The sequence below is a fragment of the Psychrobacter sp. CX18 genome, from assembly GCF_057396215.1.
Map to the genome: position 1 here is coordinate 140,104 of NZ_JBXYJH010000010.1, position 21,024 is coordinate 161,127.

Below are 21,024 nucleotides of genomic sequence, written 5' to 3' on the forward strand. Positions count from 1 at the left end.
TCCACATTGCACGCTAACGACGACGGTAAAAACGAGCAAAGAAACGATAGCGGCGCAGTTTAGCCGTTTGATTAAGTGGTTTTGGTTTGAGCGACCCTAAATATATGGCAAACATGGTCATAGCTGCGCCTGTCCATTGTAGCGTATTGATGGGTTTATCTAGCCAAAAGTAATCGATTACTAAAGCGGCGACCGGCTCACTTAACAGCAGTAATCCCGTTAACGCTAAAGACAACTTCGGAATCGAATAAGCGATTAGTCCCCATGCTAAACACTGCATCACCGTACCATATATAATAATCCAGCCAAGTTCACTTAACGAGTTGGGTAGTATTTTTCCACCATCAAATATCAGCATGGGTATCAACATCGCAAGACTACCGCCAATACTAATACGCCGCATTAGAATAAAAATCGGCGTGGCAACGGTTTGGTGGGTCAAGCGAATAAAAGTCATTGAGGCCGCCAACATACTGGCGGATACGATGCCCGTAACAAATCCGTAAGCCGCATGGTTGTTATTGGCAAACTCGGGGCTGGCAATGAATACCACGCCTAGTAAAGCAATGACCAAGCTGATAAGTTGCAAGATGGTTTGACGCTCTTTGAATATCAAAAAACCCAACGCTGCTAAGAAAAATATCTGCAAACTATTGAGCAACGTCGAAATACCTGGCCCTACTGCATAAATACTTTCATGCCATAATGCCAAATCTATTCCTAAAAATGCACCAGACAGTAGCGCATAAAACAAGGCTTTTTGAGACTTTTTGTGCGTCTCTGCCTTTGGCATGCGTTGATTAAAAATCATTGCCAATACGGTAAACACAATACCTGATATCGCCAGTCGCCAAAATGACATAGCATAGCCGCCGACATCCACATGGGCGACAATAAGACTTCCTAGCCCAAAAATAATACACCCAATAATCAGCCCTATCGCAGGTAATTGGGCGTTGTCCTTAATTTTTATCATATGACGACCTAGCGCTTTTAATAAGAGGCTATAGAGAACTTAGCTTTTTAATTGGTTGAAATAAATAAAGGCTTTCTTTATTAGACTGCCCTATTTTATCGGACTGCCCTTTTGGTTAATCAGTGCAAATTTAGACCATTAATTGTTCATGTGTTAGTGTATTATTTCCATACAGGTTTTTAAATGATAGATTTGATTTTCAAAACAGCTAAAGAGATGTCAAGGAAGCCGATTATGCCAAAAAATGATGTTTTACGTGCAAAGATTAGACTATTAGGCTCATTGTTGGGAGAGACCATTTCTCGCCAATCTGGGGTGGAAACGTTACGTACTATTGAAACCTTGCGTCAGGGGTTTATACAAGAACGACGCGATCCTAATGAACAAAATAAGCAACAACTGATAGATCTTATCGCCTCGCTGGACAACCAAACTTTGAAGAATGTCATTCGTGCGTTCTCTATCTATTTCTTTTTAGCTAACCTCACAGAAGAAAACTACTTACGTGATCAGCGCCGTGTTTTACGAGAGCAGTCAAAACTATACTGGGAAGGCTCATTTCGTAATACCTTACAAGAGTGCCGTGAGCGCAACGTCAGCCCTGAACAAATAAAAGAGCTGATAGATCAGCTTAAGTTCATACCGGTATTTACTGCACATCCGACAGAAGCGCGTCGACGCACCACCATGAATATCCTGCAAACCTTGTATAAATATACCTATGATCTAAAGCAGCTGCCAGAAGACAGTGTCGCCTACGAGCAAGCCAAACAAAAAACGGCACAAACTATAGACCTGTTATGGTCATCGGATGAAATACGCACCCGCAAACCTTTGGTATTTGATGAAATTAATAATGGTCTGCATTATTTTAATGCCAGCTTATTTACTGCCATTCCACAGGTTTATCGCAATCTTAAAAAAGCCATTGATCATATCTATCCCGAGTTAAACGACTACCCGCTACCTACTTTTTTGACCTTTGGTTCTTGGATAGGCGGTGATAGAGATGGTAACCCATTTGTCACGCATGAGACCACTGAAATGGCAGTTCTCATGCATGCTGATACGGTTTTACGCCATTATCAAGTTATGATCAAGAAGCTACGTCGTGAGCTGATCCATAGTAATACTATTATCGATATATCTTCTGAAGTCTACCAAAAAATAGAAGAGTATAGTGAGCTTGATAAAAAAGTATTCTACTACAATCCTAATGATTATAATAACGAGCCTTATCGCAGATTATTGTCAATTATTCTAGCCAAGATCAAAGCAACCAATGACTTTATCCAAAGTAAAGGCTCAGATACTGAAGCACAACCATTTGCTTACCAGTCACCGAAGCAGCTGCTAGAAGATTTACGCATCATTCGACAAAGTGTTGAAAAACATGATAGTGCTCATGCTAATGGATTGCTCCTCGATGCCATACGTTTAGTAAAAACGTGCGGATTCCATTTGGCCTCCCTAGATATCCGTCAAGATTCAGAGTATCACGGCGATGTCGTTGCTGAAATTTTCGCTAATGCGCCAAACTTACCTGATTATAAATCGCTTAATGAAAGTGAACGTCAACACTGGCTAACGCTGCTGCTACAAAAAACTGGGACACCGCTGATCTATGTCGACAATCTAAGCGATCAAGCGCGGGAACAGCTTGCGTTAATGAACTCCGTAGCGACACTGCGAAAGCTTATCGGCGAAGACACATTTGGTAGCTATGTTATCTCCATGACCAACAATGCCAGTCAGCTGTTAGAAGTCCTATTGCTGATGCGCTTCTCAGGTCTATCCGGTATTAGTGACGAGGGTTATCTAACCTCAGCTTTACCGATAGCACCTTTGTTTGAGACCATTGAAGATCTAAAAAATATCAACAAAATCCTCCCTACTGTATTAGACAACCCGCTCTATAGAGACATGCTAGCACACTCTGGAAACCTGCAAGAGATTATGCTTGGGTATTCCGACTCCTCAAAAGATGGCGGTATTATCACCTCAGCTTGGCAGCTCTATAAGGCTCAACAGACCATTGCTGGCATAGCGAAAAAGTATGGCATCAAAACCCGCTTGTTCCATGGCCGTGGTGGCTCTGTCAGTCGTGGTGGTGGTCCAACCCATCAATCCATTGCAGCGCAGCCAGCAGGTACGCTTGATGGTCAAATCAAGTTTACCGAACAAGGTGAAGTGCTGTACGCCAAGTATGCCAATCCAGACACCGCCGTCTATGAGCTGACCATGGGCATTACCGGTGCATTAAAAGCCAGTTCATCAAGATTTGTTAAACAGCCTGATGCGCTTTCAAAGTATGAGGATTTATTTGCTAAGCTTGCTGAGGCAGGAGAAACACAATACCGAGCGCTGACAGACCATACGCCAGGCTTTTACCAGTTTTATTCTGAAGCAACACCAGTGCAAGAAATATCTTTACTCAATATTGGCTCACGTCCTTCTCATCGCAAAAAAGGTCTGCCGAGTAAATCCACCATCCGCGCCATCCCTTGGGTATTTGGCTGGTCACTCGCTCGCTTTACCCTACCTGCTTGGTATGGCGTCGGTAGTGCGCTAAGCAGTGTCAAAGAGGATGAGGCAATGATGAAAGAAATGAACGCCCATTGGCCATTTTTCCGGGCTTTTATTAGTAATATCGAGATGTCATTTACCAAGTCAGAGATGAGTATCGCAAAAGCCTATAGTTTATTGTGCGATGATGACAGCTTACGCGAAAAGATTATGCACGCTGTTTTAAAAGAGCATCAATTAACCCATGATGGTCTGAATTCATTGCTAGATCAACAGGCTTTATTGTCCAATCAGCAAGACTTAGCGGAATCACTTGAGTGGCGAAATGGCTACTTAGATCCTATTAACTATATTCAAATTGAGCTGTTGAAGCGGCTGCGACATCATAATGCTACCGCGTCTGAAAATGTAGTTAACCGTGACAGTACTGTTATTATTGATAGTCCTGATAATGATCATTCTATTAATAACGATAACGATATCAATGTCACAGACCCTCTCATTCGCAGTATTAATGCTCTGGCCGCAGGGCTGCGTAATACAGGCTAAGTGTATAAGTTAAGTCTCGTTTCAATAAATTAATAGCTAAATAAACAAATAGCCAAATTAAAGACATCAAAAAGCCCAACGTTAATGATTTAACGATGGGCTTTTAATGATTGGCTTTAACCGCTTAAAAGTCTAAAGCTCTAAACACTTAAATAACTTAAATAACTTAAATAACTTAAATAACAGTGTATTGAGCGCTTAGAATTAGTATTAAGAGTTAAACATTAATCAATTACTTTGAAGCAGCCGCTTGAGCAGCAGCGACTTCAGCAGCGAAGTCTTCTTGTTTTTTCTCGATACCTTCGCCTACTTCAAAGCGAACGAATTCTTTAACCGTAACGCCGTCAGCTTTCATTGCATCACCCACTTTTTGGTCGTTATCCATGACGTAAGCTTGACGAACCAATACCACTTCGTCTAAGTATTTACGTAAGCTACCTTCAATCATTTTTTCAATGATGTTGTCAGGCTTGCCAGACTCACGTGCTTTTGCTTCAGCGATATCTTTTTCACGAGCTAGGATATCGGCTGGTACATCAGTGTCATTCACAGCTACTGGATTGAACGCTGCGATGTGCATTGCTAAGTTCTTACCACTGTCATCGTTGCCGCCTTCCGTTGAAACCACAACACCGATACGTAGACCATGACGATAAGATGATAGATTGTCGCCTTCAACGATTTTTGCACGACGGACTTGAATGTTTTCACCGATTTTTTGAACCAAAGATACACGTGCTTCTTCAACCGTTTGACCATTACCATAGTCAAGCTCAGCAATGTTAGCAGGATCCGTTTCGTTGTTCGCAAGCGCAAGCTCAGCGACTTTATTAGCAAATGCGGTGAAGTTGTCGTCTTTAGCAACGAAATCAGTTTGGCAGTTCACTTCTAAAAGAATGGCTTTATTGCCTTCTTGAGCGATGATAATGGCACCATCAGCAGCGATATTACCTGCTTTCTTAGCGGCTTTAGCTTGACCTGATTTGCGAAGGTTATCAATGGCAGTTTCTACATCGCCAGCGGTTTCTTCTAATGCTTTTTTACATTCCATCATACCAAGGCCAGTACGGTCACGAAGTTCTTTTACTAATTTTGCAGAAATCTTAGACATTTTTTTTCCTCTATTTGAGTTGTTATGGGATATAGAATTTAGATATGGAACAGTGTAAGGATATAAAATGACAAGGGCATGACGAGGGATTCCACATCATGCCGCTATGAGTCAAGTAATACGCGTGAAATTAGGTAAGTAGTCTATTTCAATATAAACAATCATGACTATAAATAAATACCTAATTCAGGAACGTCACATAACTTTTAACTATTCAATACTTTAATTACTCAGCTGAATCAGCTGGTGCTTCAGGGGCAGCCGCTTCTTCTGTTTGCGTTTCAGCAGTTTGAGCTTCCGCAACAGGAGCGTCTTGGGTAGCAGGCGTTTCTTCAGCTGGAGCAGCCGCGCCACCCGCTTGAGTTTTCGCGTATTCTTTACCCGCGATAATGGCATCTGCCATACGGGTTACGTATAAAGTTACGGCACGAATAGCATCATCATTAGCAGGGATAACGTAATCAACATTATCTGGGTTTGAGTTGGTATCAACGATACCGATCACTGGGATACCTAAGTTTTTAGCTTCTTTAATAGCAATCGCTTCGTGGTCAACGTCCACTACGAAGATAGCGTCAGGTAAGCCGCCCATGTTTTTAATACCACCTAAAGAGCGCTCAAGTTTTTCCATAGCACGTGTACGTTCTAAAGCTTCACGCTTAGTTAGCTTAGCGAAAGTACCGTCTTCAGCTTGTTTTTCTAGCTCTTTTAAACGGTTGATTGACTGGCGTAGTGTTTTCCAGTTTGTCAACATACCACCTAACCAGCGGTGATCAACGTATGGCTGACCAGCACGTAGCGCTTGTTCACGAATGACTTCGCTTGCCGCACGCTTAGTACCAACAAATAATACTTTGTTGCCTTTAGCGGCTAGGCCGTTTACGTAAGTTAACGCTTCGTTGAACGCTTTTACAGTGTGCTCAAGGTTGATGATATGGATTTTGTTACGAGCGCCAAAAATGTATTGGTTCATTTTTGGGTTCCAAAAACGGGTTTGGTGACCAAAGTGAGCGCCAGCTTGTAGAAGGTCGCGCATTGGCATTTTAGTTGGACTGTTTGACATGTAAATTTCCTTTGAAAGTTGGGTTATGCCTCCACACTGCAAAAATTACCGATCCATCGACACGCATTTGCTTTATTTCAAAAGCCTAAATAACGATTAAAACTCGTTAAGGCTAAATCTGATACAACAAATTAGTCAAGCCGACGGACACCCAGCAATTTTTAGACGCAATGTGTGTGTCATTGGTTAAAGATGGGTTTAAAAACTAAGTTAATATTTACTTTGATTCTTATGTGTTACTTGTATAAGTGTGATTTATTAAAAATACGCCATAAATCAAGCACTAATTACACAGAATGTTATAGAAACAAAATAAGGCACATATTTTACCATAATTAAAGCCTGAGGTGAAGTATTTATACGGCTATCGATTTTCGATTAAACTCCTTGAAAATGCTTAAAATAATCTGACATACGTTAGAATAAATTGATAATGAATACAAGGCGGTAACATAGCCATAAATAAAAGTAAGCGAAGCGTATGTTATACTAATCGACTATTAACTCAATCTTTTAAACGCTTGCTCTTTACTAACTATATTCATTCAAACAGACGGTATCAGGCCCTTGTTTGTTAACCCTGAACCTATCAATATTAACTTATAAAATAATATCTTATGACGAATACTAATGACTTAATACTGGCCCCAGAGGCCATTGAAAAAATGCGCGTCGCCGGAAAACTTGCCAGCGATCTATTGGTAATGCTTGATGACCATGTTAAAGAAGGCATCAGTACAGAAGCGCTTAACCAAATTGCTCATGAGTTTACGTTAGATCATGATGCCATTCCTGCCCCGCTAAACTATGGTCAACCCCCCTTTCCTAAATCTATTTGTACCTCAGTAAACCATGTGGTCTGTCATGGTATTCCATCGGAAAATAAAATCTTAAAAGATGGCGATATTATTAACATTGATGTGACAGTGATTAAAGACGGCTATTATGGTGATACCTCTAAAATGTGGATCATTGGTGAAGGCTCAATTATGGCGCAGCGTATTTGTGATGTGGCTCAAAAAGCCTTATACGCAGGTATGAAAGTGGTCAAAAATGGGGCGCACCTAGGCGATATTGGTGCTGCCATTCAAGAAGTGGTTGAGCCAGAGCGCTTTAGCATCGTTCGTGAATTTTGTGGACATGGCATAAGTAATACCTTCCATCATGAGCCACAAGTATTACACTATGGACGCAAGGGTACTGGTATAGAGCTTAAGTCGGGTATGACCTTTACCATTGAGCCTATGATCAATCAAGGTACTTGGAAAACTAAAATCTTACCTGATCAGTGGACTGCCATCACAAAAGATCGTAAGCTATCGGCACAGTGGGAGCATACCTTAATGGTGACTGATAATGGCTGTGAAGTGTTTACAGCCCGTCCGGAAGAAGATTTAAGTTTTTTATCGACTTAGTACACATTTAAAGACTGCCTTGGCAGTCTTTTTTTTGGCAAAATAAACGCCTATTATAGTAAGCGTGTCTTGACCCTATACTATCCTACATATCTTGGAACCAAATATGTTTATTAATGACCCCACCGACTCTTTAATACCACCCCTTCCAGACTTAAAAAACAACCCTTCACGCAATTTAGGCATTCCTGACTGGCTGAAAGAAGTAGAAGCCGATATCTCTAAAGCGCTCGATAGAGGGGTGGATATACGACAGTTGGTTAGCGCTCGATCTTTTGCCATAGACAGTTTATTGACTGAGCTTTTTGATCTGCATGGATTGAATGAGACAGGTCTTGCTTTATTTGCCGTCGGTGGCTATGGACGAGGCGAACTCTCCCCTTATTCTGATGTTGATATTTTACTGCTCGCACAAGACGCTATTAATGATAGTGACGCGCAAAAGGTGGACAGTTTTGTCGCAAGCTTATGGGATGTCGGCATCGAGCCTGGACTTGCTGTACGCAGCGTGGCTGACTGCTTAAAAATGGCTGAGGATATCACGGTCGCTACCAATATATTAGAAGCACGGTTATTGGTTGGTAATGAAGCACTGTCTACAATACCCAATAATATTGTCAAAGAAGTGTGGTCACAAAAAGACTTCTATGACGCTAAAATTGCGGAATCAAGAGCGCGTCACACTCATCAAAATGATACTGAGTACAACCTTGAGCCTGACATAAAAATATCACCCGGTGGACTACGGGATATTCATACCATTGGCTGGATTACCAAACGCTATTTTAGAATTAGCAAACTATATGATCTGGTGCCCCAAGACTTTTTAACAGAAAAAGAATACGATGAGCTCAGATATTCTGAAGGGTTCTTATGGCAAATCCGTCATCACTTGCACCATTTAACTGGCCGAAATGAAAATAAGCTACTGTTCGACTATCAGCGAGATATCGGAGAACGGATGGGCTATACCGAAGAGCCTGACGATGAACCCAATGCAGCTGTAGAAAGATTTATGCGCGATTATTATCGTTGTGCCATGAAAATTTCGACGTTATCAGAAATGTTGACCTCTCACTATTATGAAACGGTGATTGAAGCAAGACTACCTGAATCTGAAAAACCGAATAAATCCGTACTCAACGCCCGCTTTAATAAAATAGGTGATGATCAAATCGCCATTGCTCACCATCATGTGTTTGCTCAGCATCCTGAGGCGATTCTTGAGATGTTTTTATTGATGGGTCAGCATGGTATCAAACAGATTCGCACTCGTACGCTACGTGCTCTAAAAATAGCGGCGCGGGGTATCGATCAACCTTACCGTGACAACCCTGTGCATAAAAAGCTTTTTTTGGATAATTTAAAAGAGCAAAACTACTTATTCCATCGTTTGCGAATTATGAAACGCTATGGGGTACTGGCTAACTATATGCCGCAGTTTGTCAATCTTATAGGACTCATGCAATACGATTTATTCCATCGCTATACGGTCGATGAGCATATTCTATTATTAATACGTATGTTGCACCGCTTTACCGATCCAAAGTATCAAGATGAATTTGCCTTAGTAAGCTCTATTTATCAGCGTATTGAGCGTAAAGAGATCATCGTATTGGCGGCCATTTTCCATGATATTGCGAAAGGACGAGGGGGAGACCATAGCTTGCTTGGCGAAGAGGATGCGATTGAGTTTTGTCTAGCGCATGGTATGAGTGAAGCCGATGCTAAGCTTATCGGTTGGCTGACGCGTTATCATTTATTAATGTCAATGACGGCACAAAAGCAGGACATCTCTGATCCTGAAGTGGTGACTCGATTTGCAAATCTAGTGGGTAATGTCACTCATCTTAACCATTTATATGTGCTGACAGTGGCGGACATGAATGCGACCAACCCGCAACTATGGAACAGTTGGCGTGCCAGCTTAATGCGACAGCTCTACACTCAGACGCGTCGTATTTTAAGAGCTGACTTAGATGCCCCGACCAACCGTCAAGAAATGATTGAGACCACGCGTAAGCAGGCCATTGCGATGCTAGATAAAGTGGACAATCAACACATGAACCGTGATGAAGTATTGGCGTTATGGGATGAGCTTGGCGACGAGTACTTCTTACGTGAGATTCCAGAAGCGATTATGTGGCATACCGAAGCCATCTTGAACCATCCACCTATCGGTAAAGCCTCTGACGCGAGTAGTGAACCTTTGGTAGTGCTACGGGAACACCGTGAGTTGACACTTGATGCGGTACAAATCTTTATTTATACCCAAAACCAAGCCAATCTGTTTGCTGTCACTATGGCAGTGTTTGACCAAATGAACCTTGATGTCCTTGATGCACGAATCATTACTGCCACTCGTGATTTTGCCTTAGACTCTTATGTGCTACTAGACCGTCATGGAACTTTGCTCACTGACTCAGAATCTCGTAAAGAATTGACGCATCGTTTAATCGATGCCTTCAAAAATCCTGAAGCGCCTAAATTGGTACAAAAACGATTGCCCCGACAGCTTAAGAACTTTCAGGTACCAACGACCATTGATTTTAACTATAATGAAGCCAGTAGACAGCATGTTATGAGCCTAACCACGTTGGATCAACCGGGTTTGCTTGCGCGCATTGGACAAGTGTTTTTGAATGAACACATTGAGGTTCATGCGGCTCGCATTACCACCTTAGGTGAGCGCGCTGAAGATATGTTCTATATCAGTGATATCGGAGATGGCATGCTCAGCGATGAAAAGCTCAAGCGTTTACAAAAGGCGTTGATACAGATATTGACCACGCCGAGTTAGGGCATTGATATTTCATTGAAAACATAACAATACGTAAAACGTTGAATAGGCACACTATGAATCCAAAATTAGAGCTTCTCCATCCCTATCCCTTTGCCAAGATGGCCAAACTTTTAGCTGAATCAGTGCCTGCCAGCGAGTATAAGACTATTAAGCTTGGCATAGGTGAGCCTAAGCATGAGCCGCCTGCTTTTGTGCTTGAGGCGCTTGCTGGAAACTTAAGTAGGGTGCAAAACTATCCAAGTACGAATGGCCTACCCGAACTACGCCAAGCGATTGCAAACTGGCTACAAACCCGTTTTGCGCTCAATCATATCAGTGCGGACTCTCAGGTACTCCCCGTCATGGGAACGCGAGAAGCTATCTTCAGTTTTGTGCAAGCGGCTATTGAACCCACTGCTGCTGAATCGGATAATAAGCCGTTAATTGTCATGCCCAATCCTTTTTATCAAATTTATGAGGGGGCGGCACTACTAGCAGGCGCAGAGCTCTACTTTGTGCCGTGTACACCAGATAATGACTTTAAGGGTGATTATCAATCTGTTCCTGAGGCGGTATGGGCGCGTACTCAACTCGTCTTTGTGTGTAGTCCCAATAACCCTACCGGCGCCGTGTTTAGTGAGTCTGACTGGCAGGCACTCATTAAGCTGTCTGATAAACATGATTTTATTATCGCTAGTGATGAATGCTATAGCGAATTGTATTTCGATCAGCCGCCAATGGGATTGCTTGAAGCTTGTGCCAATATGGGCCGTGATGACTATAAAAACTGCGTTGTCTTTCATTCGCTGTCAAAGCGTTCAAACCTACCCGGACTGCGTTCAGGGTTTATCGCTGGGGATGCACAGCTGCTTGCCCCTTATTTGCAGTACCGTACCTATCAAGGTTGTGCCATGCCCATTCACCATCAGTTGGCCTCTATTGCCGCTTGGCAAAATGAGGATCATGTGGCGCACAACCGTGAGTTATATGCTCAAAAATTTGATCTGTGGATGAGTGAATTAGGAGATATCCTACAGATACGCAGGCCTGATGCTGGGTTTTATCTATGGGTACAAGCCCCAGAACAGTTTAGTGACACACAAGGCGAGCGCGATGATGAAGCTTTTGTCAAAGCCTTGTACGAAAAGCTTAATATCAATGCGTTGGCAGGTCGCTATTTATCAAGAGACGTCAATGCTTTTAATCCTGGTAAAGGCTTTGTGCGTTTGGCATTAGTCGCCAGTGTTGAGGAAAGTCGTGAAGCTATTGAACGCATAAAAGACTTGTTAAATTAACGGCGTTATAGCACTATTTAAGAACCGGCTTTCACACCCTTTAAATGGATTCTTTTGCCTTAAAATTGCATAACTATCGCTTGTAAATATATAGTCAAAGAAGTCTAAAATGGTTACAAGGCAACCGAGTTCAAGTAGCAAGTAATACGGGAGTAGGCTTAACGAGGTTAGCGCCGTAACCATTTAGTAGTTCGCTGACCATAGTTTGTCTACGACTATATTAACCCAAACAATATGACATAACCATGGAGCGGTTTATGACAAGGCTAGACTTTACGCAACCTCCTTTTGACGTTTTAAGCGCCAATGAGCGAGAAATGCTAAAAAAACAAACCCAGATCCGCTATTTGGCTAAAGATGAGGTCATAAGTCCTGAAGATATTAACTATTTTTATGTGATATTAAAGGGCGGTATTCAGCAAAGTTTAAAAGGCAATAAGGCAGACGACTTTAACTCTACCATGTATAGCAATGACTGGTTTGATGGTCGTAAAACCCCTCTGGATTCATCAAGCTCTCAAGCTAGCTATCTACCACAACGGATTGCCATTCCCCAAATTGATGATCTGTATCACGCCAATCATGCTGTATCAAATGACGATATAGCGCCTAATTTAAATCAGGACGTTAATCCGACTTACCACTATCAAGCCATTGAAGACAGCTTGTTACTGCAAGTCAATCCTGAAGCGATAGATATGCTAATGGCTCAAAACCCACACATCAAAAACCTGCTGGGGGGCGAGCTTGCTGAGCGAATGCATGCCTATAGTAAGCGGGGACACGCTTATTCACCTTGGCAAGAACGCGCCACCCATTCAAAGGGCGCATTAAGCAACCCGCAAGCAGAATCTCAGCAGTTGATGCTGCAACCCGTATCCGCCATTCGTATGTTACAGGTTCATACTGTCTCTGAGAATGCAACCTTATTTGATGCCGCCTCCACCATGACTCAGGCAGGCTTAAAGCATGTTTTGGTGAAGCGTCTACCGACAATAGAGCGTCACCCTACCCGCTCGCATCAAAGCAATATGGGTATTTTAACTGACGCTGATATATGCCGTGCTGTCAGTGATCAGGTAGATATGAGTACGACGCTATGCCGTGATTATGCCAAATTTAAGCTGCATACCATTGACCATCACCAAGATGTCAGCGAAGCGTTATTAACTATGATTCGCCACCGTGTCCACCGGTTGCCCGTGATCGATGACAATCAACAGGTCATTGGCGTTCTTGGTCAAACGGATTTACTGGCTTTTATCAGTCACCACTCTCATTTAATTACACTACAGATCGAACAAGCCGATACCATTGAGCGACTTAAAGAGCCCGTTGAGCAGATTGGGCGATATATCCGCGAGCAACATAAAAACGGCATAAAGATCAGTGTGATAAGCCGCATGGTTCAGGCACTAAATGCTCAAGTATTTGCAAAACTTTGGCGTATTATCGTCCCAAACATGGTGTTTGAGAATACCTGTATTATCGTCATGGGCTCTGAAGGTCGAGGTGAGCAAATCATGCGTACTGATCAGGATAATGCCTTAATCATCAGAAATGGCTTTAGTCACCCTGAGTTGGCCACCTATGCCAATACGTTTAATCAAACCCTCGCTGAAATGGGCTATCCGCTATGCGATGGCAATATTATGATGACCAACCCTATGTGGCGCCAATCGTTAAATCGCTTTAAAGCTCAAGTCACTTCTTGGTTTAAACAAGAGCAACCAGAGCATGCTATTTGGCTGGCGTCACTACTCGATGCCGCCTACGTGTGCGGAGATGAACGGCTACTTGACAGTCTTCGCAGCCATTTACAGATCGCCCACCGTAGCACGGACCCCATGTTTATTCGCAGCTTTGCAAAGGCCGCTTTGCAGTTTGGCGATGTCAATCAGTGGTGGAAGAAGTTTATGCCGCTGATCGGCAAACCATTGCCACAAGACATAGATCTTAAAAAAGCGGGAATATTTCCTTTAGTCCATGGTATTCGTGCCTTGGCATTAGAAAATGATATTGTAGAGGTAACAAGTACCAAGGCTCGACTTGAGCACTTAGTGCGGGCCGATGTACTGTCAAAAAAACGGGCTGAGACGCTTAATGAAGCACTTGAATTCTTTATGGCGCGCCGTTTAGATATCGCTCTAGCCACAGAAGATAAGCAAGCTCGACAAGTGGATCCGACCACGTTATCGGCACTAGAACGGGATATACTTAAGGAGTGCTTAAATGTGGTTAAAAGCTTTAAAAATGAGCTGCGCCACCGTTATCAGCTTGAAGTTGCCTGATCGGTTAGGATAAGCTTGGGTATAAGGCATAATATTTTGACCATCTGACCCAAACTATCTCTTGTCATTATTTATAGAGCCAACATTATGAACCTTGTGCATCAGCTAAAGTCAGCTTGGTATCTTCAACGCTTAACCCGCCCTGAGCACAAGGGTATGTTTGAAAGTCCACCCCTAAATCAGTGGGTAGCTATAGATTGTGAAATGACTGGGCTTAATGCGAAGAAAAACCATATCCTATCTGTTGCCGCAGTCCATATTAATGGTAACGTTATCAATACTGGTAGTGCGCAACATCTCATCTGCCGTCCTCCTGTGATGCCAAAAAAGGATACGATTATCATTCATGGATTACGGCCTATAGATGTTGAAAATGGATTAAGCTATGAGCAAATGCTCAATACTCTATTGCCTTACATAGGCAATCGTCCCATTGTCGGGTTCTGTCCGCAGTTGGATATGCAGTTTTTAAATCTTTTAGCAAAAACCTATATGGGCGTCCCCCTTCCCAATCATGTCATTGATATTCGTCATCTTTACAACCGCTATAGTGGCAATCGTACCCAAGGCGTGTCCCATCAATCGCAACATCTTACCAATATCTGCCATCAGTTAAGGATACCAAATCTTGGCACCCACGATGCCTATAATGATGCACTCATGACCGCCATGGCGTTTTTACATCTAAAATAATCAAACAACTGCATCTAAAGATTGTAAAATTTTAGTATTATCCTACAATATGTCTATCTAACGCTTCTATTTGGTCCCTCAACCTTTTAACTCAATCACCATACTGCTAATCCTATGATGTCGCCTCTTTTGAATTCTTTTGACCCCAATATTGCAAAAGACACCTTTACTATTAATAAAAAACGTCTACAAAAAGTATCTCAACTCACCACTCGTATCGCTATTGGATTGGGTATTAGTCTTGGTGCTCTCTCACAGGCTCATTCGCAACTGCCTGAACCCATCGAGCATGCCCTGAATCGAGCTCATATTAGTCAAGATGATATCAGTTTGGTGATACTGCCTGTTAGCCCACAGCCTAATCTAAACAAGCCCAACCAGAACAACAACGCTAATCAAGCTAATCCGAATCAAGCTAATAAGGGACAAACCATTGACCGTCCCCCTACTAGCCGCTTGTCTGCTATCGTCAATCCAGCGGTAGCTAAGGAAAAACAGAATGTCATCACTGATCCAGATGCCATTCCACCTGAGCAGCCGCCAAGCCAAGTGCCTAAAATACTCGTAAAACCAACGCCTTCCTCAGTTTCTGCCAAATCTATATCTAATCAAGATACTGAGACAACAGGCTCGAAAACATCAGGCTCAACATCAACCGATACGCAGCCCGTCCTAGCAGAAAATTCATTAGACATTAACGAGTCATCGAATACTTTAAGCGGTGTTGCTGCCGCCGACTTTCCTTTTCGGCATCTTGCTGATGTGCCGCGCACCCCTGCCAGCACCATGAAATTGATTCCCACCTTTATCGCATTGGATTTGCTAGGACCTGATTTTGTATGGTTTACCAAGATATATCATACAGGCTATATCTCTGGTAATACCTTGTATGGCGACTTGATTATTAGAGGCAGTGGCGATCCTAAACTGACCCATCAACGTTTAAACAAACTGCTGTATGAGGTTAGTAAGGCTGGTATTCGTCATATAGAAGGCGACATTATATTGGATAGCTCTGTATTTCAAGGCGTTAGTAAAGATCCTGCTGCGTTTGATAACGACCCCCTTCGACCCTACAATGCCAGTCCTGATGGTCTACTGATCAACTTTAGTAGTATAGAGATGACCGCCATACCCTTACTGAATGCTGGTCAAAATGATACGGCTCAGCTTATCTATAAGCCATTGCTTGCTGATTACCAGCTACCAAACAGTGTTGGTCTTACAAACTTAGGAAGATGTTCAAGTATTCGTTCCACTTTAGCGCCTGTATGGCAAAACGAAGGCCTCAGCCTTAGAAAGCACTTACCACGCTCTTGTGGTACACACTCTTTTTATATTGCTTATCCTGATGCCAAGCAATTCGCTAAGGGCGTGGTGAAGAATAAATGGCTAAATTTAGACAATTCTATTACGGGTAATGTTAAGTTTTTAAACTTAGGCCACACCTTATCTGGTGGGGTTATTAATACTGAATACCCCCTAAAGACTGAGTTTGGAAGCTATTTAGACATGAGTACCGAGCAAGACACTACCCCGACCGTTTACTCACTTTCAAGTTTACCGTCATCGCCGATACCGTTCGTAAGCTACCCCTCACTGCCGTTATCACAGCAGATTTACGACATTAACCATTATTCAAATAACGTTATGACTGAACAAGTGACCTTAACGCTACCCTTATATATTGATGTCAAGACACTTGAAGCTGGTAGTTATGACAATACCACCGCCATCAAACCCATTAAAGAGACTCATTCAGACTATACCAAAGCCTTAGCGACTCTCAACCACTGGTGGCAAAAAAACTTACAAACCCAGCCGCCTGTTATGACGAACGGCTCAGGACTGTGCCGAGACTGTAGCGTTACTGCGGACAATCTGGCTGAATTACTCCAGTTTGCGTATCAACATCCAGACTTTCAGACCTACGTGAACTCATTGGGTGTCGCAGGTATAGATGGTACAATCGCCCAGCATGCCGATCGTTTGCCAAACTCAGCAGCGATAGGTCGTGCTTGGATTAAAACAGGGACACTTGATAATGTCACGTCGATGGCAGGGTATGTACATGGCAACTCTGGTCAAGACTATGTGGTGGTAGGCATTATCAATAGCTCAGACAATGCTCAGCCTTTAAATACGTATGAAGCCCGCTACGTGCTCGATACCATGTTAGACTGGACAGCTCAGCAATAAATATTCATTTATTTTAAAAGGCATGTGTTAATGGATATGATTTTTTTTGACAGTTGGGAGACCTTAAGCCGCATTGTCATCACAGCGGTGTTTGTCTATGTGTGCATTGTCGCCTTTCACAAAGTCTCTGGTAAGCGCTCAACCTCGCAGCTCAATAATTTTGATTGGGTAGTGACCGTTATGATCGGGTCTATCGGCGCCAGTACCATTGTATTAAAAAACGTGCCTGTCATTGAAGGGATGGCCTCTATTGCAACACTACTGTCCTTACAATATATCGTGACAAAATACTCTTCAATTTCGGCTGAATTTGCAAACATTATTATTGCAGAGCCTCGCGTGGTCTTTTATCAAGGTCAGTTTTTACCTGATGCCATGCGTAAAGAGCGCTTAACGCGTCAAGAGATCGAATGCGCCATGCGCAGTGAAGGTATTCATGATTTTGATCAGGTTGCCGCCGTTATTTTTGAGAGTGATGCCAAGCTGACTGTTGTGCCTATTCGCGATGCAGACGATCGCTTTGACGAAGATGGCAATTTAAAACCTTCTGATACCCTTGATGCCTTATCTTAGTCCGTTAAGCACTAAGACTATTCAACTGATTTAGCTTTTCAACCTGAATTCGGGATAATCAACTCATCAAATTTAAGGTAATAGGCACCGCTCTGTTGCAAAGGAATGCTTCTTACCTTATATACAAATGATCTTCATCCCTTTTTCACTTTGGAAAGGTTAGCTCCCTTCCTTTTCCAAAGGAAGGGTTAGGGATGGATTTTTTAACCCAAATAAAAACAATGGCTGACAAAAAATCTTATCCCGAATTAAGGTTATTTAAAAACCTAACTTGTTTTATCATTGCTTCATAAGCCGAATCTTAAACATAACGCGCAAAAAAAGGTTAGAGAACTTAAGCTCTCTAACCTTTTATCGTAATTAGGGTAATCAATTTACCATAATTAAATCATAGTAATCAAACCATTCATTATTTAATACGGGTCCAAGTTTGGCTACGCTTTAATGGGGTATATTTAATATTACCAGTTAGCTTCAAACTTTGACCATTCGATGCCAATGTTACTTTGCCGCCATACACTTTACCAGTTTCTGGATCTACCAAGTTACCACCAGACCATTTGTTATTACCGTCTGCTTTCAGACCCGTAAGAATTGGCAGGCCGACGATTGGTTTGTTTTTTAAGGACCCTGAGCATTTTGAGCAGACTTCTTTCGCTTTAGACGCGTCATTCACTTTAATGATGGTACCCGTGACGACCCCATTTTTTTCAGTCATCTTAATAACGGCTTTTTTCTCACCCGTTTTGTCATCAACAGATTGCCACTGGGTATTGTTTAAAGAGGCTGCCATAGCGGCAGTAGATAGTAAACCTGTCAAGGTAGCAGTTGCAAGTAAAGTAGTAAAACGTTTCATAATCGACTCCAATCGAAAAAATAAGTAAATCCATTTAAGGTATTCAACGTGATCATATCGCTAAATATGATTTGATAAGCTTGGCTAAAATATTTGACGTGTCCTAAGACTTACCAAACACTCAACCTGATCTTATCAGGGTTCAAAGCTTGTGTAGCAACGAACAGCCTAATCATACAATTTAAATTTCAGGATGTCGACACTCTATTATGCAATAGGTCTTAAAATACTGTTTATCCATTATATTTACGCATTTGCGTAACATTAAGGCATTATTATTACCGTTATGTATTTAATGCTAGTCGTTTTTTTATTACCTCATTTTAGTCAGCCTTTTACCCTTAAAATACACCCTTTCACTATCCTTATTTCACTTCATTCACTTGTAAAATTAGTATTTCACATGACCCAAAAACATCAATCAATACCAAAGCCGTCCGTACCTCTATTAGCGTTAGCGGGGCTTAGCCTCAGCTTAGTGTTAACAAGCTGTGTCGCTATCACCACACCGCACTATGCTATCGATAGCCAAACTTATCAGGCGCAAGGCAAAAACCAACGCATCTCCTCTATCGTCCTGCATTACACTGCTGAGAATGAAGCGGAATCCATTCGCTTGCTCACCACTGCCAATGTCAGCGCCCATTATTTAATTCCTTTGACTGAAAACAATACCATTTATCAGCTAGTCCCCGATCAAGAGCGTGCTTGGCATGCTGGCAAGGGTGCCTTTGCAGGGAGACGCGTGTTGAACGATACCTCAATCGGTATAGAAATTGTCAATGAAGGCATCAAAAAACAGTTTCGACGTACTACAAATACTGACAACAACGGCTACCATCCGCCTGAGCATTTTGTTGCGTTTACCGATACTCAAGTGCAAAAATTGGCTCAATTGATTAAAGACTTAAGCGATAAATATGAGATTGAGCCGACCCACATCATCGGTCACTCAGATATGGCACCGTCACGCAAGATTGACCCGGGTGCCAAATTTCCTTGGGAGCGCTTATATAAAGAATATGGTATCGGTGCTTGGTATGACGAAATTGATAAACAGCAGTTTATGAGCGATGGCTCTTTTGCCACCCTAACTATTCCACAGATAAAACAGTTATTTAGAGACTACGGATATGCAATCAACACGACTGACGAATGGGATAAGCCGAGCCGCGATGTTATTTATGCCTTTCAGCTACACTTTCGACCGCAAAAAATAGATGGAGAAATGGACTTAGAAACTTACGCTATATTAAGGGCACTCAATAAAAAGTATATCAAAGAGCACTAAACTTAATCTTATGAATAGACTTATGGGTGATCGTATGGTTCGTCATATCTAGGGATATTTGATGGCTATTCATTCATTAATATAATTTATTAGCCTTAGAAGCAGCTTGCTAAATAGGCATAACTTCATGTAAATGCTAAATAAAAAAGGAAATAAATAGGACGTGAGATTTCAAAAAACTTAAAGGCCAAAACATTTAAAGATAAGGTGCTAAAAACCTAAAAACGGGCCGCAACATCTGGACTCTTGCCACCCTACCAAATATGCAGTGTCATACGTCTTGTTTTTCTAAACAGTGGCGCGCGCCTCGTCCCTCGGCAACAACCACCATTTTATATGAATCACTATACAACTTTAGAGCAATCTTTGTTCCGCTCGAAAAATAACCATTCAAATTTAGCCAAGCTGTGAAATGTTCCGACGTATGGTTTTTGCCTGTCTCTGCTAGGTAGTACTATTCCATCGGTACGTTCTATATCTGACAGTAATAGTTCTTTTAAGGCAGGTTTTATTTGAGTTTTGACGCTTTGATAATTTTCAATTAAGAGTAATATTCCTTTCTTATGAATCTGCTTTTCATTATTTAAACTCTTTAACTTAATAATATAGAAATATACTATAATAAACCTTTATAGATAGTTTTGAGAGATGAATGGATTTTAGTGACTATATTGTTTACGTGGACGAAAGTGGCGACCCAAGATTGACAGGTTACAACCCTAAGTACCCAATATTTGTTTTAGCCTTCTGTATTTTTCATAAAAGACACTATACAAATACAGTTGTCAAAGAGGTTCAAAACTTAAAATTCAAGCATTTTGGTCACGATATGATTATATTGCATGAAAGAGAGATTCTGAAAAATACAGGACAATTTAATAATATCACTCGTCAGCAACAGCAGTCATTATTGAATGATTTAACTGCCCTGATAAATCAAACTAACTTTATTGTCATATCCTGTGTTATTGATAAACCTGAGTTATTAAAGCGCTATGAAACCCCACATAACCCCTATCATTTAGGTATTAAATTCGGTTTAGAGCGGTTGTACAATTTCTTAGGAGAGAAGAGTCAACTGGATAAAAAGACGCACATCGTTTTTGAACAACGAGGTTTAAAGGAAGATAATGAGGTTAGGCAAGCTTTCTTTGACTACTGTCAGGGTAATAACCACCATAATAAGTGCTACCCTTTTGAATTAGTAATGGCTTCAAAAAAAGTGAACTCTACTGGATTACAATTTGCAGATTTAATAGCTCGCCCTATTGGTAACCATGTTTTAAATCCACAACAGAATAACAGGGCATTTGATGTCATCAAGCATAAGTTATATTGTAAATATGGTAGAGAAAATACCGGTAAGGCATATGTAGGGTATGGACTTAAGGTCTTCCCTTAAAC

General features: G+C 41.8%; 14 protein-coding genes. 10 read left to right on the top strand and 4 right to left on the bottom strand.

Features of this window, described 5'->3' with window-relative positions; genetic code table 11:
- Nucleotides 1-13: 13 nt before the first annotated feature.
- Nucleotides 14-976 carry a DMT family transporter gene (locus AC2SLT_RS09125; protein WP_486547343.1) on the bottom strand — a complete coding sequence of 321 codons (963 nt, stop codon included), beginning with the start codon at nt 974-976 and terminating at the stop codon, nt 14-16.
- 234 nt (nt 977-1,210) lie between these two features.
- On the opposite strand from AC2SLT_RS09125, the gene ppc reads away from it, so the two are divergent.
- On the top strand, nt 1,211-4,051 hold the full coding sequence (ppc, locus tag AC2SLT_RS09130; RefSeq protein WP_486547344.1) for a phosphoenolpyruvate carboxylase: 2,841 nt from the start codon (nt 1,211-1,213) through the stop codon (nt 4,049-4,051).
- A 232-nt stretch (nt 4,052-4,283) separates the two neighbouring features.
- Here the strand turns inward: ppc and tsf are convergent, their stop codons facing one another.
- Complete coding sequence (gene tsf / locus AC2SLT_RS09135; RefSeq protein ID WP_486547345.1) at nt 4,284-5,162, bottom strand: translation elongation factor Ts; 879 nt, start codon at nt 5,160-5,162, stop codon at nt 4,284-4,286.
- Nucleotides 5,163-5,388: 226 nt separating this feature from the next.
- Complete coding sequence (gene rpsB / locus AC2SLT_RS09140) at nt 5,389-6,225, bottom strand: 30S ribosomal protein S2 (protein ID WP_486547346.1); 837 nt, start codon at nt 6,223-6,225, stop codon at nt 5,389-5,391.
- 617 nt (nt 6,226-6,842) lie between these two features.
- Here rpsB and map point away from each other — a divergent pair.
- From map to AC2SLT_RS09175, 7 genes are all read left to right on the top strand, one after another.
- Nucleotides 6,843-7,640, top strand: a complete 798-nt coding sequence (gene map / locus AC2SLT_RS09145) for a type I methionyl aminopeptidase (RefSeq protein WP_486547347.1) — start codon at nt 6,843-6,845, stop codon at nt 7,638-7,640.
- 106 nt (nt 7,641-7,746) lie between these two features.
- A complete protein-coding gene (glnD, locus tag AC2SLT_RS09150; RefSeq protein WP_486547348.1) occupies nt 7,747-10,440 on the top strand; it encodes a [protein-PII] uridylyltransferase in 2,694 nt (897 codons plus the stop codon).
- A 56-nt stretch (nt 10,441-10,496) separates the two neighbouring features.
- Entirely contained in the window at nt 10,497-11,717 is a 1,221-nt protein-coding gene (gene dapC, locus AC2SLT_RS09155; RefSeq protein ID WP_486547349.1) for a succinyldiaminopimelate transaminase, read from the top strand.
- 257 nt (nt 11,718-11,974) lie between these two features.
- A complete protein-coding gene (locus tag AC2SLT_RS09160; protein WP_486547350.1) occupies nt 11,975-14,008 on the top strand; it encodes a DUF294 nucleotidyltransferase-like domain-containing protein in 2,034 nt (677 codons plus the stop codon).
- Between the two features lie 87 nt (nt 14,009-14,095).
- Nucleotides 14,096-14,701 (top strand): 3'-5' exonuclease, encoded by a 606-nt coding sequence (locus AC2SLT_RS09165; RefSeq protein WP_486547351.1) that lies wholly within the window; start codon nt 14,096-14,098, stop codon nt 14,699-14,701.
- A gap of 114 nt (nt 14,702-14,815) precedes the next feature.
- Nucleotides 14,816-16,900 carry a D-alanyl-D-alanine carboxypeptidase/D-alanyl-D-alanine-endopeptidase gene (locus AC2SLT_RS09170; RefSeq protein ID WP_486547352.1) on the top strand — a complete coding sequence of 695 codons (2,085 nt, stop codon included), beginning with the start codon at nt 14,816-14,818 and terminating at the stop codon, nt 16,898-16,900.
- Between the two features lie 30 nt (nt 16,901-16,930).
- Nucleotides 16,931-17,473 carry a DUF421 domain-containing protein gene (locus tag AC2SLT_RS09175; RefSeq protein WP_486547353.1) on the top strand — a complete coding sequence of 181 codons (543 nt, stop codon included), beginning with the start codon at nt 16,931-16,933 and terminating at the stop codon, nt 17,471-17,473.
- Nucleotides 17,474-17,882: 409 nt separating this feature from the next.
- On the opposite strand, the gene AC2SLT_RS09180 is transcribed toward AC2SLT_RS09175, so the two are convergent.
- Nucleotides 17,883-18,329, bottom strand: coding sequence for a DUF2147 domain-containing protein (locus AC2SLT_RS09180; RefSeq protein WP_486547354.1), 447 nt, complete (start codon nt 18,327-18,329; stop codon nt 17,883-17,885).
- 403 nt (nt 18,330-18,732) lie between these two features.
- On the opposite strand from AC2SLT_RS09180, the gene AC2SLT_RS09185 reads away from it, so the two are divergent.
- Together AC2SLT_RS09185 and AC2SLT_RS09190 are read left to right on the top strand one after the other, a co-directional pair.
- Complete coding sequence (locus tag AC2SLT_RS09185; protein WP_486547355.1) at nt 18,733-19,620, top strand: N-acetylmuramoyl-L-alanine amidase; 888 nt, start codon at nt 18,733-18,735, stop codon at nt 19,618-19,620.
- Between the two features lie 652 nt (nt 19,621-20,272).
- On the top strand, nt 20,273-21,022 hold the full coding sequence (locus AC2SLT_RS09190) for a DUF3800 domain-containing protein (protein ID WP_486547356.1): 750 nt from the start codon (nt 20,273-20,275) through the stop codon (nt 21,020-21,022).
- Nucleotides 21,023-21,024: the final 2 nt, after the last annotated feature.

Coding starts and splice junctions, on each gene's coding strand:
- rpsB (WP_486547346.1), bottom strand. CDS start 6,225: ATGTCAAACAGTCCAACTAAAATGCCAATGCGCGACCTTCTACAAGCT.
- AC2SLT_RS09160 (WP_486547350.1), top strand. CDS start 11,975: ATGACAAGGCTAGACTTTACGCAACCTCCTTTTGACGTTTTAAGCGCC.
- map (WP_486547347.1), top strand. CDS start 6,843: ATGACGAATACTAATGACTTAATACTGGCCCCAGAGGCCATTGAAAAA.
- AC2SLT_RS09125 (WP_486547343.1), bottom strand. CDS start 976: ATGATAAAAATTAAGGACAACGCCCAATTACCTGCGATAGGGCTGATT.
- ppc (WP_486547344.1), top strand. CDS start 1,211: ATGCCAAAAAATGATGTTTTACGTGCAAAGATTAGACTATTAGGCTCA.
- AC2SLT_RS09165 (WP_486547351.1), top strand. CDS start 14,096: ATGAACCTTGTGCATCAGCTAAAGTCAGCTTGGTATCTTCAACGCTTA.
- tsf (WP_486547345.1), bottom strand. CDS start 5,162: ATGTCTAAGATTTCTGCAAAATTAGTAAAAGAACTTCGTGACCGTACT.
- AC2SLT_RS09170 (WP_486547352.1), top strand. CDS start 14,816: ATGATGTCGCCTCTTTTGAATTCTTTTGACCCCAATATTGCAAAAGAC.
- glnD (WP_486547348.1), top strand. CDS start 7,747: ATGTTTATTAATGACCCCACCGACTCTTTAATACCACCCCTTCCAGAC.
- AC2SLT_RS09185 (WP_486547355.1), top strand. CDS start 18,733: ATGACCCAAAAACATCAATCAATACCAAAGCCGTCCGTACCTCTATTA.
- AC2SLT_RS09175 (WP_486547353.1), top strand. CDS start 16,931: ATGGATATGATTTTTTTTGACAGTTGGGAGACCTTAAGCCGCATTGTC.
- AC2SLT_RS09190 (WP_486547356.1), top strand. CDS start 20,273: ATGGATTTTAGTGACTATATTGTTTACGTGGACGAAAGTGGCGACCCA.
- AC2SLT_RS09180 (WP_486547354.1), bottom strand. CDS start 18,329: ATGAAACGTTTTACTACTTTACTTGCAACTGCTACCTTGACAGGTTTA.
- dapC (WP_486547349.1), top strand. CDS start 10,497: ATGAATCCAAAATTAGAGCTTCTCCATCCCTATCCCTTTGCCAAGATG.